This window comes from Calothrix sp. NIES-2100, assembly GCF_963875285.1.
Lineage (GTDB): Bacteria > Cyanobacteriota > Cyanobacteriia > Cyanobacteriales > Nostocaceae > Aulosira.
The window spans coordinates 702781-717855 of record NZ_CAWNLA010000001.1 but is presented as its reverse complement, the minus strand read 5'-3'; the positions used below and the strand labels follow the sequence as shown (position 1 = coordinate 717855).

14 protein-coding genes are annotated in these 15075 nt (G+C 40.4%); 3 read left to right on the top strand and 11 right to left on the bottom strand.

Translation table 11 applies throughout. From position 1 onward, the window contains the following. Positions 1-56 precede the first annotated feature (56 nt). The 4 genes from AACU32_RS02875 to dndC all read right to left on the bottom strand — a co-directional run bounded on the left by AACU32_RS02875 (position 57) and on the right by dndC (position 4317). Positions 57-650 carry a CBS domain-containing protein gene (locus AACU32_RS02875; protein ID WP_096597691.1) on the bottom strand — a complete coding sequence of 198 codons (594 nt, stop codon included), beginning with the start codon at positions 648-650 and terminating at the stop codon, positions 57-59. Positions 651-797: 147 nt separating this feature from the next. After that, positions 798-1337, bottom strand: coding sequence for a DUF3122 domain-containing protein (locus AACU32_RS02870; RefSeq protein ID WP_096597688.1), 540 nt, complete (start codon positions 1335-1337; stop codon positions 798-800). A gap of 26 nt (positions 1338-1363) precedes the next feature. Beyond that, complete coding sequence (locus AACU32_RS02865; protein ID WP_096597686.1) at positions 1364-1906, bottom strand: universal stress protein; 543 nt, start codon at positions 1904-1906, stop codon at positions 1364-1366. A gap of 626 nt (positions 1907-2532) precedes the next feature. Next, positions 2533-4317, bottom strand: a complete 1785-nt coding sequence (dndC, locus tag AACU32_RS02860; protein ID WP_096597684.1) for a DNA phosphorothioation system sulfurtransferase DndC — start codon at positions 4315-4317, stop codon at positions 2533-2535. A 188-nt stretch (positions 4318-4505) separates the two neighbouring features. Between dndC and AACU32_RS02855 the strand changes: the two genes are divergently transcribed. Beyond that, on the top strand, positions 4506-6104 hold the full coding sequence (locus AACU32_RS02855) for a DGQHR domain-containing protein (protein WP_096597682.1): 1599 nt from the start codon (positions 4506-4508) through the stop codon (positions 6102-6104). Here AACU32_RS02855 and AACU32_RS02850 read toward each other — a convergent pair whose 3' ends face one another. The 7 genes from AACU32_RS02850 to AACU32_RS02820 form a co-directional block, all read right to left on the bottom strand. Next, complete coding sequence (locus AACU32_RS02850) at positions 6105-7046, bottom strand: HNH endonuclease (RefSeq protein WP_096597680.1); 942 nt, start codon at positions 7044-7046, stop codon at positions 6105-6107. It abuts the gene before it with no gap. 53 nt (positions 7047-7099) lie between these two features. Further along, positions 7100-7570, bottom strand: coding sequence for a DNA phosphorothioation-associated protein 4 (locus tag AACU32_RS02845; RefSeq protein WP_096597678.1), 471 nt, complete (start codon positions 7568-7570; stop codon positions 7100-7102). Between the two features lie 115 nt (positions 7571-7685). Further along, positions 7686-8243 carry a Uma2 family endonuclease gene (locus tag AACU32_RS02840; protein WP_096597676.1) on the bottom strand — a complete coding sequence of 186 codons (558 nt, stop codon included), beginning with the start codon at positions 8241-8243 and terminating at the stop codon, positions 7686-7688. A 75-nt stretch (positions 8244-8318) separates the two neighbouring features. Continuing rightward, a complete protein-coding gene (locus AACU32_RS02835; protein WP_096597674.1) occupies positions 8319-8888 on the bottom strand; it encodes a Uma2 family endonuclease in 570 nt (189 codons plus the stop codon). Between the two features lie 135 nt (positions 8889-9023). Further along, positions 9024-10922 carry a DUF3370 family protein gene (locus AACU32_RS02830; RefSeq protein WP_096597672.1) on the bottom strand — a complete coding sequence of 633 codons (1899 nt, stop codon included), beginning with the start codon at positions 10920-10922 and terminating at the stop codon, positions 9024-9026. 61 nt (positions 10923-10983) lie between these two features. After that, on the bottom strand, positions 10984-11826 hold the full coding sequence (locus tag AACU32_RS02825) for an Npun_F0296 family exosortase-dependent surface protein (protein WP_096597670.1): 843 nt from the start codon (positions 11824-11826) through the stop codon (positions 10984-10986). Positions 11827-12151: 325 nt separating this feature from the next. Then, on the bottom strand, positions 12152-14050 hold the full coding sequence (locus AACU32_RS02820; protein ID WP_339377447.1) for an AAA family ATPase: 1899 nt from the start codon (positions 14048-14050) through the stop codon (positions 12152-12154). Positions 14051-14214: 164 nt separating this feature from the next. On the opposite strand from AACU32_RS02820, the gene AACU32_RS02815 reads away from it, so the two are divergent. Both AACU32_RS02815 and AACU32_RS02810 read left to right on the top strand, forming a co-directional pair. After that, positions 14215-14472 carry a hypothetical protein gene (locus tag AACU32_RS02815; protein ID WP_096597668.1) on the top strand — a complete coding sequence of 86 codons (258 nt, stop codon included), beginning with the start codon at positions 14215-14217 and terminating at the stop codon, positions 14470-14472. A gap of 2 nt (positions 14473-14474) precedes the next feature. Next, entirely contained in the window at positions 14475-15044 is a 570-nt protein-coding gene (locus AACU32_RS02810; protein WP_096597666.1) for a diguanylate cyclase, read from the top strand. Positions 15045-15075 lie beyond the last annotated feature (31 nt).

Sequence of the window (15075 nt, the reverse complement as noted above, 5' to 3'; positions counted from 1 at the left end):
TGTGATGCCCACCATAGAGCGTTGAATGAGTAGTTCTAAAGATCTTACATTCTCGCTTATAAGACTTCTGGATATTCATCGCAGTAATCTTCAAAAGCTGTTTTCAAAACCTTTTCGGCTCGTTGGTGCGCTATTTCTGCTTGCAGTTCCTCAACAACATCCCACGCAGCAGCACATTCTTGTGAACGAACACCTGTGTTAGCGCATACTATCCGAGCTTTCTTAATTTCGTCCTGTAATTCTTGTTCGAGTAGCATTGTTCGCGGTTGTTCCAAAAAGTCACTGTGAGCGAGGATATCAGTAAGTGAGATAATTCCTAATAGTTCGCCTTGGATAACTGGCGCTCTGTGGAGATGATGCTGCGCAAATAACCGGGCTACGTATTCCACACCAAGGTCGGGATTGATGGTAATACAAGGCTTGCTCATAATTTCGTAGACACGCATTGTTTGGGGATCTTTGCCATAAGCAATCACCTTATAGGCAATATCGCTCTCGCTAATAATACCGTAAGCATCTTGTTCGTGGCGACGATCAACAATCAGCGCCCGCCAGTCTCTTGACCTTAAGAGCCTCACAGCTTCAGCCACCGTCGCCGAACTCCGTATTGTCGCAACATCTTTCGTCATGATATCTGCTGCTTTCAACATAATTAATCATCTCCAAAAAATTTTTAATGCTGAGTTGAAAATAGGGACTAGGGGTTAGGGGCTAGGAGTTAGGGACTAGGGGCTAGGGGCTAGGGGATGAGGGAAGGGGGACAGGGGAGACAACTGACAACTGACAATTAATGATTGCTAATTGCTGGCTACTGTTTGCCATTCGTGTACTACAGATTGAGGAACAGAGATATTAATAAATTTTTCACCAGGTAAAGGGATACTCAGTAGCAGCGGTTCAACCGATAATTTTGGTAATATATCCTGGAAATTATACTGACCAATAGTTGGTACTGGTGCTGACTCTAAGAAAACATCAGGTGCAATTAAGACTTCACCTGTAGCTGTGGTAATTCGTAATGGTTGTGGGTGAATCAATTCAGCAGAACCAGGAAACCCTACCAAGCGGAGATTTATACTAGGTAAGTAATCAGGATAAACTTGCTTCCACAAAATCACCTGCCAAACATGTCCTGATTGATCGTCTAATTTTAACTGTGAGCGATAAATTACTTCTCCTGGTACTGATTCTAATCGAGTAATAGCAGCGATGCCTCCGGCAACCCCTTCGGTATAAGCGGTTTTCGAGGCGCTGATTTCTAAACCCAGCAAGATAAATATCGTCACTATTCCTAGCAATAGCAACCGCCACAATATTTGTACAAAGCGACGCAACATCAGGTATACCTCCTAATCCCTAGTCCCTAGTCCCTAGTCCCTACTTTCACGCTAGGTTCTTCCACAACTTCTTGGGTTGGGGGACTATTCTTTGGAAGATGAATCACATGAACTGAGCAAGGAGCATGATGAAGGACATAATTACTCACGCTACCAAGAAATAGTTCCGTGATTCCTGAGCGACCCCTCCGCCCCATAACAATTAAATCAGCACCCCACTGAACCACTAATTGACAGATAATCCGACCGGGACTACCAAGTTGTTGCGTAAATTCTGCATTGACACCTACTGTGTTTGCTTGCGCACAGTAGGCTTGCAACATCTCGATACCTTGATTTTTAAATTTATCCCATTGCTGTTGGTAGTACTCGAAACTTTGACTACCCAAACCTGGGTAATAATCAAAATTGGATAACACAGGTGCGTAAGGGCTACCTTCTTCCTCCGCAGATAGGACATGCAGTAGCATTAAACTAGCTCCTGTTGCCTTTGCTAAAGCTAAAGCATGGTCAAAAACCTGTTTCCCCATTGGCGAACGATCCAATGCAACTAAAATCCTGGTAAACATATATACCTCTGCTTTTGTTGAAAGATGGTAATTGAGGTTTTTGGCTTTTAGTTATTACATATATTTTGTAACTAATAGTTACAATATTTTTACTAATTAGCCTCAGTGCTTTGGTCTGCGCTCTGGTGCATACAATTATTGTTATAGAACTTAAATTTGAGGAACTTGTGAGGACGTTAGGGGCTAGGGCGTGTTTTCAAACTTTAAATTCGAGAGTGGGAGACTCAAAGACGCGGTGACACGGAGAGATTTTTGAATTAATTTTCCCCGTGTCCCCGCGTCCTTACCTCAGAGTGTCCGCTATTTATGGTATTATTTGTTACTTTGAAGACACGCCTAGGGCGTGTTTTCTTGCGTCTTAGATCCTCCATTATCCCCCTTACTTTGTGGGACTTTGAAAGATTTTTGCCTTCCTTATTAAGGGGGGTTGGGGGTATCTGCGCCCAATTTTAGGAATAACGATGAGTTTGAAAATACTTCCTAGGGAATAAGGAAGAGAGATTTTCATATTTGGTTGTGGGTTTTTCCCGTGATGGACTTGAAAGAGTCAATCGTCATTTGTCTCCCTTGTCTCCCTTGTCTCTTTCATCCCCCTCGTCCCCCTTTCATACAAGATGAAAATTTTTTCATTTAGAATCGCTTTCTGGCGTGGTTTGCTGATTTTGAAATTTCATTTTTCCCCAAGTCTTTGATTTGCTAGGGGGTAATTCATTTGTTATCTCTGAAGTTGCTGTGGTTACTTCTGAAGTTGCTGTGGTGAGTTCCGCAGTTGCTGTGGTTACTTGTGAAGTTGTTGTGCTTACTTTTGGAGTTGCTGTGGTTACTTCTGAAGTTGTTGTTGTCACCACAAAGTCTCCTAAAGTTAGCTGCTTGACCTTTTCAATATCACCTTGGTCAATGGCTGTTTTCAAATCGCGCTTCAAATGAGCATTTCTAACTGCTTCTTCTTTAGAACGGGAACTGGTTGTAAAGCATTTTTCTAATTTTTCATATATCCCTACGCGCCGCACCATTTTGCGAAATTGGCGTTCTGTGTCCAATAATTTCGCCATCAGTTCTAAGTGCATACCGTCATCTGCACAGATTTCTTCTAGTACCTCCCATTCATCGCTACCGAGTAAACTATTATCTGCACCAGGACGGGGATCGTGGAATACTTCACCAGTCATTTCTTTATAAATGCGGGGTAAACTATCATCAAATTCGTGTTTTTCTTCTAGCCAAATCCGACGAATTTCACTCATTTCTTCGATAGTAATTAAGGTAATATCGCGCATATTTTCTGGCGCTGTACGCCGGATTTGAGTTTGCGCTGCTAATAATTTTCTTAGCCAATATTCACGCCAATATTTAGTATATGGGCCAGGTATTGGTTCGACAGAAAGTTCACCATCTTTATTGCGCTCAAATAGTTGAACTTCACCCCAGATGCGTCGGAAGTCTCTCTTATCCCGGTCATCTTTAATATCTAATTCATTGCGGATATCTAATAAAGGCTGCATCCATTCTTTTTCTTCATCATTTTGGATCATTGCCTCCATTGATTTATCTTTATTAACTAATGTGCAAACCCAGCATCCAAAGCGGGAATCACCACAACTAGGAGTGGAAGTATCAACTACAAGCGGACATTCATTATCTGCTGTCGCACCTCGATACATGGTGAATAAATCTTTGTTGCTATGTCCCCAAGGATTTTGCCACTGATTCAGGTAAATCCAAACTTCATCTGTACGCCAATCGTCGATGGGGCTATAAATTAGAGAGTTAGGTAAACTAGGGCTATGGTAAAGTAGCGATCTAGGTGAAATAGAATTAGAACTGAGGCGATTTTGTAAGCTACCTACTTGATGTTTTTCCATAGAGGTAGCACGTCTGATGCTTTCAGCTTTGCGTGTACCCAAAACAAGAATTACTTCTCCGTTGACTCTCACTACATCACGAACAAAGCGGTTAGATGGAGTAATTTTTAGGCGTTCTGTACACCACCGAAATGTTCCTCTCGGTGCTGGGTAGCCTTTGCCAATCAAATTTACCCAAAATGTTTGTTTTGCTTCTGGCTTGAGTAAATGGGGTTCTATGGGTAATCCTTGCTCTTTAGCTGTAGCTTTCATTTGCTCAAGAGATTTGCTCACCCAAGCTGAGATGACAGGATTTTCTACGAGCGTATCTGTTGTAATTACATAAATTGTTTTGGTTCGCTTTTCTAGGGGTAGTGCGCTTATGGCATTCCAAACCAGCTGTAATGCCGCAGTACTGTCTTTACCCCCCGAATAGCCCACAACCCAGGGAATCTCATCTAAACAATACAATTCTTGAATTTCAGCGGTGAGAACTTGGATATCCTCCACTAAATCTGCTACAGTACGCGATCGCTGAGTTTTATTTTCTGGTTGTTGTGCTGTAGTCATTTATCCCTACCTCTGGAAACTCATCTCTCTATCTGGGCAATCGCATTCGTGCTTACACAGTCAACACTCATCTACCCAGCACCAAGGGTGAACAGGGGTTACATAAATGTTTTTAAAAACTGTACTATTAATAGCGAACTTTTTCGACAACTAAACTACTTTACATTATCTAGGTTTTAAAAATTAATATGAAAGATAGTAAGTCCGACCCAACTGCTGACATCGCTAGAGAATACCTGGAACGGGATAACAAGGATAAACAGGTACTAGCTTTACTTTTCGAGAAGTTCTTGGAGAAAAAAGACCAGATTCTCGTGCAAAAAACCGAGATGGGGGGCACTGAAGCCTATATTGGTTCTGTCACCCTGGAATGGTTTGCGGGTCGGGTTCACTTCGCTTCTGGTTTACCGCTGTTTCAGAAAAAGTATAATTCTGACACAGATAACATCGAAATTGACGCAGATAGCATTGATGAAATTCAGCAACGTCCTGTTGATTGGTCACGTCAAGCACCCTTGGTTCAGTATTTAGCAGCGAGGAAAAATCACAAGTTTCCGCCAGTACTGGTAGTCATTAATCAATCTTGGGTGGATGATCCCAAAGCGACTGAGTGGGATAGTGAAGGAAGAGCTACTAAATCTACAACAGATTTTACTCCTCTGGATAAAGACGGTAAAGTAGGTTTACTCAACATTTCCGAAGATGATGTCACTATTTATGCATTAGATGGTCAACATCGCCTGATGGGTGTACAAGGTTTAATGGAGTTAATTAAAACAGGAAAACTTCAGCGTTACAGAAAAGATAAAAGTGCTGATGATAGTTTTATCAAAATAAATGATTTGATTGAGCAGTATCAAGTAGACCCTGCTTATTTGCAAAGCTTACCCAAAGAAAAAATTGGGATTGAGTTCATTTGTGCTGTTGCGCCTGGGGAAACTCGCACCCAAGCGCGGCGAAGGGTGAGATCAATTTTTGTTCATGTCAACCTGATGGCTGCACCTTTAACTAAAGGTCAGTTAGCACAATTAAATGAAGATGATGGTTTTGCAATTGTGGCACGGAAAATTGCGACAAACCATCCACTTTTAGAACAACGGCCAGGTCGCAAACCTCGCGTTAATTGGAATAGTTCAACAGTTGCAACAAATTCCACAGTGTTAACAACTTTGCAAGCTATTCAAGATATGTCGGAAAGATATTTAGGGCAAAAATTTCCTCATTGGAAACCTTTAGAAAAAGGTTTAATTCCCATGCGCCCAGAAGATGATGAAATTGAAGAGGGGATTAAAGACTTTGAAAAGCTATTTGATAATTTAGCCGACCTTCCTAGTTATAAACTTCTTGATGAAGAAGAGACCACAGCTTTAAGACGCTTCAGCTTTGAAAAAGATGGCGGAGAAGGAAATATGCTTTTTCGTCCTGTTGGTCAAGTAGCATTAGCTCAAGCTTTAGGAATTTTACTATTTAAAAAAGGTTTGGCATTGGGAGATACTTTTAAGAAATTGCGGAAGTTTGACCAACAAGGTGGGTTTAGTGGAATGGAGTATCCGCAATCTCTTTGGTATGGAGTTTTGTATGATCCTAATAAAAAACGGGTACAAGTTGCAGGACGAGAATTAGCAGCGAAGTTACTAATATATATACTTGGTGGTATTCAGGATCAGATGGAACGTGCAGAAATTCGCAAAGCTTTGGCTGATGCTAGAACTTTAGAAAATCAAACAATAGGGTTTGATGGCAAGTTTGTTGAACCCAAGCAAGTAGGATTGCCACCTTTGTTGTAATTACGCTTGAAATATATTTTGGCGATGCCATTGTAGCGCTTCAATTCCTGGAAAGAATTGCTCGGTTTGAGGCAACAATAGTTTTTCGCCATGAAAATCTTTCATTGGTTTAGTATGGGGAGATACTTCTGCTAAATCATTGCTAATTATAATTTTGTATTGTTCATCTACAGCAAACCAACCTCTATCAAATGCCCAATGATGATTTTTACAAAGTGCTATCCCATTATGTATTTTATTATCAAAGAATTGTGCAAAAGGTTTGATGTGTGCGCCATCAACAATATTTTGTTTCACTGTTTTACTTACTTTTAGCCCACAGAAAGCGCATCTGTAATCATAAATCTGTACTACTGCTTTCCGAAAAAAAGCATTTCTAATAGCTGCTCGTTTCAAGCTCCACCTTGGGCTTTTATCTGAATTTGCTGATTCAAGCAAATTGTCTATCTCGAACAGTTCATCTTGAAAAGATTGGTTTATTTGTAAAATTTCTTCTAGATCATTTTCATGATAAGCAAAGAAAGCTGATACTAATGCATCTATTAGTTCTTGTCTAGAAACTCCGTCTTGTAATAAGTGAAATAATTCATTGTCTAGATATGCATATTTAACAGCATCTTTTAGTTTATTAATTGTTTTTGGCTGCAAACCATTAAAGTTTTGCTGAAATTTTATGTGCCAAAAGCCTTCATTCTGTAGATGAAAAAATGGATAATGTAATCCACCTTTGTAAAATGGAGAACCTATTACTTTCCAGTAATTATCAAAGGTTTTAATCAATTCATCTGAAACTAAAATTTCATTAGTATTAATCAAACCCCGCGCCATCAAATCAATTACAGATAAAATTAATATGGGTTTATATTGAGCATTACCACGTTTCTGGCTACTACTCACCTTCAGTTCAGAAAAATGTTGACAATAGTATCCTATATTTTTCATAGTCAATTACTCTAGTTAGAAGTAGCAATATAATTAACAGACTCTTATATATTTCAAGTTAAAAACTTACTTAGATCAAATTCTTCTTCCGACTGTTCTTTATTTCCCCGTTCAGAAATTAAAACTAACAGAAGTCGCTCTGAGTAATCAACGGCTCCTCGTAACTCATTTTGTAAAATTTCAAGTCCTCCATTAGCATACTCTTCAAATATTTGAGTACGCTGATCCTCATATTCTTCTTCTCTGGAAGAGAGTATATTTATATCTTGTATTTCAGTCATACCTAATAATTTGATGATTAGGTCATGTCCCAGTGAAGCGAAATTCTCTTGGGGGATTGGAGATGGTTCTCTTTTGGAGGTTTCTCCGAGGGGAACACGCTTTTTGTTTTTAATCCCCAAAGCGGCTGCAAATACCATTACTTCTACAAAAGTCTGAAAAGGCCCTGTTGTGTCTTTTGATGCTAGCAAAGCTTTAACTAACTCAGCTTTATCCTTAGCAACCCTGATTCTGTTTGCAGCCATTGATTTGCATATCTACATTGTGGCAATTTTAACCGAAACAAAAGCGTGATGTCTCGCAACAAGCCACTTCTCTACGAGACGCTACGCGATCGCATCTACGCACTACTTAATCCCATCAAGCAAATAATTCCCTTACCTTGACTTCAACCTCAGCAAAAGCCACCAGTGAAATCGTTGCATTCTCATCGAGGATGATTTGCTGAGTATAACGATTATCTAACGGTTCACGGAACACATAGACTTGGCGACTATTCACATCCAAAACCCAGTAGTCGGCTATTTTCGCTTGGGCGTAAATGCGTGCTTTTTGCTGAGTGTCACGATTGAGAGTGGTATCGGCTACTTCCACTAACAAGAAAATATCATCAGGTATGGGATGGCGATCGCGGTATAATTGGGAGTTAATGCGAACAACAGCAATATCGGGTTCTGGTTCTGAATATAAACTCAAACGAACCGGATCTTGAATACGAATTAAAGCTTTTCCCGAAAGTAACTTCCGGAGAACGTCAGCAGCACAGAGATTTGTCGCCGCGTGGGGAGGATTTTTTGGACTCATGGGGATAACTTGTCCCTCAATCAATTCGACTCGTTCATCAGGAGTGATGATTCCTGCTGCTGCCATGCGGTAATATTCATCAATAGTCCACAAGCGTACATCTGTTGTAGTCATATTTTTATATTTTACTGCTGGCGATCGCTCTTTCTCTTCTCTGCGCTCTCTGCGCCTGGAGTGGTTCGTAAAATCCTACATCGGAAATTGAACATCCTCATACACCAAAGATATCGGAAAGCGGAAATCAATGCTGGTTAAATGCACTTTATCCCCCTCTTCATAAGGATGTAACTCCCAAAGTCCCCTATCATTTAACCGAAAACAATCTAAACCAATTTTTTCAGCATCAATAAGGACATATTCTTGCAAAGTCTCAATCCGACGATACCGGGTAAATTTAGCACCTCTGTCGTAAGCTTCCGTACTTGGGGACAGAACTTCGACAATTAAACAAGGATACTGGAGAAATTGAATCGCTTGTTTATCCCGTTCATCGCAACTCACCACAACATCGGGATAATGAAAAGGCCCCTTCTCCGATACCCCTACCTTCGCATCCGCCATAAAGGGAATACACCCACTCCCCCTGAGATGACCTTTTAACGCTGAAGCTAAGTTTAAAGCAATACTTGTATGGGGAAGAGTACCCCCAGTCATGGCGAAAACTTCACCATCAATATATTCATATTTAATTTCTTGACGTTCTTCCCATTCCAAATATTCCTGGGGAGACATATACTTGCTGTCTGGACTCGCAACCATAACCTTATCCTTTCTCAAAAGCCACCTTTTTCAACTGTAACTAAAAAACCTTTGCGTCTCCCTTCGGGTTCACCAGTCGCCTGCGGAGGGAAACCCTCCCGCAGCGCTGGTTCACTGCGCCTTTGCGTGAGATATTTACCCCTCAGTCCTCACCGTTACAACCTGCGGTGGCGTAGAATCAGGAGGATACAAAAAATTCACCTGTACTTGTCGCTTCTCCCCCCCTGACATCTTCAACGTCGCCAACGGTTCACCCATTTGTCCCCGACGTTGTACTAAATGCACATAGCGCGTCTTATCCACACCATTATCATCGGTATAACGCACCTTCACCGTACCGCGAAAAAATATCTGTTCCACCCGTGGCTTTAAAAACAGCAGTCTATCTGTTCCCCCTTCATCCTTTACAGGTGTATGCATTGATACGGTCACAGTCTGAGTTTGATTGCTAGAATTTTGTAGCGGCAAAGTCAGATTGTACTCTACACCGTAGTTACTGTGAGCAAAGTACGCCGTATCAGGATAGCGTTTCAACATTGGCGCACTCTGGATTTGTCCGGTGCTGAGGGTAATTAAATGTACAGTACCTAAAGGATAAGCAAAGGCTTTCCCTGGCTGCGGTATCGTCAACTCGGACACATTAGGATTATCCGTCAGATTTGCTTGCCATTGCGCCCCTTGGGAAACACCAGCGACGCGGCTAAATACCGTCGGTTCTTTGGGAGGGTCAAGCGGCGTGGGAATTGGATCGCGTTTTCCTGCTAAACTGCCTGTATCTAACAGCTTTTGCCATTCAGCTAGGGTAGGAGGCGTAGCGCTATTTTTGGCTAAATTGGCTACATAAACTGGGCTACTACTTGTCAATCGCATCATCGTTGTGCGACCGTTAGAAGATGGAGCTTGTACAGGAATGGGTAAATTCGCTAATATTTGGGTTTTTCCTGGCTCAATCACCACATTTTCGGGGAAATTACTTTGTCTAATTCCTCTTAGTACATCATTCATTGTCCTACTACCAGGGCCAGCGTAAATCGTACTTTGGGAATTGTCCACCATATCAAGTAAAGTAATAAACGGTGCTTCAGCAGAAAGGTAACTCGCTGCCTGCAATACTTGAACTGTTACAGGTTCATTTCCTGGATTGTGGACAATGATTCCTTGGTAAACCGTGCGGCTTTGGGCTGATGTTTCCGCCCTGACGATATGATGAGCAAATAAATCAAATCTCCCAGAGAAGGGATAATTGAGGTGTGCTTGGGGGACTTGTTTACCATCGGGGGGGAAGGTAGACAGTAAAATTCCTTCGGTAGTTACTAGTTCCGGACTATTGCTATTAAAGGTGGGGATAGTATCGAGTTTTCCCGGTAAAGGGCGGACTTCTTGGGGTTGGACTTCCACACCTGCTATATATTGGGGCGGTATGGTGTAGATATTTAACGCCCGACACATCAAAGCTGCGACTTCCCCTCTGGTGGCGCTTTGCTGGGGTTTTAGCTGTTTGACTTGGGGATAGTTAACAACAATACTATTTACAGTAGCAGATGCGATCGCACTTTGGGCATAGTTAGGAATTTGAGCCGCATCGTCAAAATACTGGGGTAATGTCTGCGCTGGGTTAGGTAGAGGGCTATAATTTTTCGCCCCAGCAACAACACCGATAATTTGGGCGCGAGGAATTGGCTGGTTTGGTTGAAACACTCCCCCTGGATAACCAGAGAAAAAGCCTTTTTGATAAGCAGTAGTAATGGCTTTGTGTGCCCAATAATTCGCAGGTACATCTGTAAATGTAGTCGAATTGCGCTTGATTGGTGCATCCCCAAAAGCATTCAACAGTAACACGGCTGCTTCGGCGCGTGTTACTGTTGAATTGGGGCGAAAACTACCATCGGGGTAGCCTGTAATTAATTTTCGTGCTGCTAGCTGTTGAACGCAAGCTTCTGCCCAATATTGTTGGGTGTCAGAAAAAGCCAGAGTGATGGGATTTGATAGAGTTAACAGCGAAGCGATCGCTATTGCAGTATTTCTCAGAAGCATTAATAGACTTTAGTATAAACTAAAGCTATTAAAATGCATTAGTTTTGATTGATGCAAGATATTAAGCAACTGAACTTTTCTTAACTCGACGAGTTAAAAATGAACTAGCACCGACAAGACCAATTGCTAAGACACCCAATAAAGAAGAAGACTCAGGAACTACTGTAACTATAGTACCAGAGTACTTGGTGTAGCCAGTAGCGACTGTGTGATTATCTGATTCAAAACCAGATGAAGTACCATTTGAATTAACAGCATTAGTGAATTCAACCTGATCAAAAGTTCCGTCAACATCATAGAAGTTGATGAACGCAAAGGGTTCCCCGCTATCCTGACCCTGGAATGCCGAAGTAGGATTACCGTAGTATGGGTTGGTTGTAGTTGAGGAGTTAGTTCCTAACTTGCTGATATAATTTTTCACATCCGCAGTAGTTATAGTTTGGACAACCTGACCTTTGGAAAGAAATTTTAGTACGTTGGTTGCGTCTCCCGCAGACCACCAAAGTCCAAAGTAACTTTGTGCCTGTTCTAATTTTAAAGTGGAAACAGTTTGTCCATTCCCTGATCTGCTTGCATCTACATCAAAATATTGATTCTTGTTGTTATATTGACTGTTGGCACCAGCACCGCCATATTGGTCGGCTGTCCTAATCTGAGTATTCGTATAGGTACCAATCTTTGTCGTTCCATCTTTCCATTCAAAGCCTGTGGCACTGTAATTTGTTGTTCCTTGACTATCAAAAGTTTGTACCTTAGCCTGAGTAAGATTGCCTAAATTTGCATTTACTACTTTTGCATCTTCTATTGAAACCACAAAAGATGCTGCCATTGCTGGACGGGTAACAGCAGCTAAAGATAAAACTACACCAGATGCGATCGCTGATTTAATTAAAAGACTTTTCATGTGTTCATCCTTCTCAATTTACAAACTTTCTTGTTAAACGCTTATTGCAGTACTCACAGCAACCATTACCTGAATTATGCTCCCAGAGTGCGGTTAAGAGTTTGAGGAGGATTACCGATTTTAATAAGAAGTTTGTGTGAACAAGCTAAAACCCTGACTTTAGCTATACTTTAAGTAATTAGGATGATGAACCGACGGAAAAAGAAGGCTTTCCGTCTGAAGCTATTGAGAATTTAATCTTTAAAGTCTCAAGTTGATGTGTATCTTTTCATATTTCTTTTTACCTATCTTTATATATACTGAGTTTTTCTCACCGATTTACTGCTCATGGATTACTCTTCCTGTGCACTTCCATAACTTCCGTATACTCAAACTCATTGGGACTTTGCTTTACTAAAGGATATCTTTCCTCACCCAAATCTATATAATCTTGTTCACAATCTGGCTTTGAAGAAAAGTAAGTCAACACATATTCTCTCCCGATTCTGTCTGCCATTTCTTCTGCAACTTCACCCCGCCATTGAGTTTTAGTCACCAACACAATTAATTGATTCGCTAACTTAGGAATTGTTTGCGCAATATGTCTTCTAGAAATTTCATCCAAACTCCCAAAGGGTGAATCCATGACAATGGGAAAGGTGCTGCTTTCAGGTAACATTAGCATTTTTCGCTTTTCACTCCATTCCCGCACTCTATCAATAATACTGGCGATAAAAGATAAACTGAGAATTTGATTTTCTCCGGTGGAAGCTGCAACTGGTGCTTCTATTCCGGCGGTATTCTCTACTAGTGTTAGTTCATATTTATCGCTAATTTTGGGAATATAGGGAGTAAAGGATATCTCTGTAAATATCTCCTGTACCCGCTTCTCTAATTGCAGGCGAAATTGCTTTTCTTGACGATTTCGCACTTCCGTTAACCGTTCAATTGCATCTTGGGTAGCGTTAATCCGTCGCTGTGCTAAGGCTTGGCGTTCTTCATTCAGTTTTTGCTTGGCGATTTGTTTACCTAGAGCTTCAATTTCTGTGTTAAAGTGGGCAATTTGCTGTTGATTTGCACCTTGTTCTCTATTTAATTCATCAATTTTATTTTCAATTTCATCTAAGCGTTTCTGTAAGCTGCTAATTTGTTCGTTAGCATCTTTCCGTAATCGGTCTTGAATATTATCTAATTCGCTTTCAATTTGGGAGATATTTTGCTTTAATTGCTGAATTCTCGCTTGTTCTCTGTCAACTTCTTCCCAAAATGCCGTTGCTTGTTTATCAATTTCATCAACTTGCGCACTCATGCGAAAAGCCATTTCTTCTACTGCTGAAGAACCTGCTTGATTTAACCAGAGAGTTACATTTGTATGGGGATGACTACCGACATTTAAATCTGTACCGCAAATACAACGTTGCGAATTAAGTAACTCGTTGATAAACTCCCGCGAAATTCCCGCAGTTAATTCACCTCGCTGCTTTAAATCATCCATGATTTCCCGAAATTGGGCTGTAGTATCGGCTAGGAGAACTGTATAACCCCGTGCGGAAATAATTTTTTTTAAGGCTTCCCGATTTTTCTTGTATTCTTCCTTATAAGCTTGATTCTGCGATTCTAAATTTTGACAACGTTCCTGTAATTCCTTCGCCGCACTCAGTTCCCGTAAGCGGTTACTTGTCTCTTTTTTTAAGGTTTGTTGATATTCTAACTCTTGTTTAATTTCTGTTTGGCGTTGGGTAATACTCTCAATTTCTCGTTCTATTTTTTCTTGCTGGCGCAAAAGCTGTTTGATTTCCGAATCGCCAATGGCTTTTAAGTCGTTCTCTAAACTTTTTTTCGCTTCTCCCAAATGCTTAATTGAACGGTTAATTACCTCCACCCCCAAGAATATCTTGGTAGCTTCCGCAATTTCCGCTTTTTTATCAGAACGGACGATTTCTTCAATTCTTTCACCGTCAAAGAAAAAATATTGATGCAAACTCGCAGGTAAAATCTGATTGATGATATCTTCTGGTTGCTGGGGTGGAAAATACCATTTACCATCATCGCCACCCACCCACATGGTTAACTGAGTTTTACCAGCTTCAAAATCACTTTCGTTTTTGTAAACTCTGCTGGAACGTTTTACTCGATAACGTTTACCTTCATGTTCCCAGCCCACTTCTACCCAGCATTCTACAGCTTGCTTGGTATTTGTAAAACCCTTGCTGTGTATAGCTTTCAGCTTGTTTAAATTCAACAATATCTAAAAACGTATCTAAATTCTACGGTTAAATTAAAAAGTGACTTTTTATAATACTGTTGACATCTAAAATTTTGTCTGACATATTATATACAGAACAAAAAAGCACTAGAACGTCCGTTAAACTTCCTAGTGCTTTTGACACTTTCTAAAGGATTCAAAAAATGTCATTCACTAATCTATTCTGTGCTGGATATATAAGCACGGCTTTGTTACATGTCTTAACAATTCCCTTTCCTGTTTTAGCTGAAAAGAAAGGTTGTAACATTAAAGTTGATCCACCAGTATGTCGTGTTGATGTTGTTCAAGTTGATCCAGACTTAATCAAAACTGAATCAGAAATTCTGTTAGCTCGTTGGTGCAAGATAAACGAAACACCAAAGCGTGATAATTGTCAAGACGGTTCAGGGACTGGTGCATAATCATGTTACTAGAACTATCTTTAACGGCTATCGGTTCGAGCTTGATTAGTACCCTGGTAACTAGTGCTTATTTCAAGAAAATCATTAGTAAACATGAAATCTGTCCGGTATATAACATTTTTACTAGAGCAGCACTCGAAATTAGATGGAAAACAATTGATAAAACTGATTTAGCGATCGCTTTCCTAGATGTTGATAAACTTAAACAAGCTAATCAATTTTATGGGCAAGCGGATTGTAACAATAGATTAGCTAAAGCTTTATCAGTTTTACGTGGTTCAGAACGTTTTGAGATATCTGGTAGATTCTATTATGGTGATGAAGTTGTCATAATAGCACCAGTTAAAGACATCATGAAACCTGTTAAACGTGTCCAAGATGCCTTGAAAGCTAATGGTTTATCAGCTACTATAGCCATTACACGTTACAACCCTGAACATAAATCGTTAACTGATGCTGTAAAACCTGCTAACAAAATTGTAGAAAATCTGAAAGCTGAAAATATCAGAGGTATCGTATATTCTGATATATACGAATTAATAGCTGAAGTTGTTGAAATTTCTAAAATCTGATATTGTCTGACAAATCAAAAACTGACTTTTT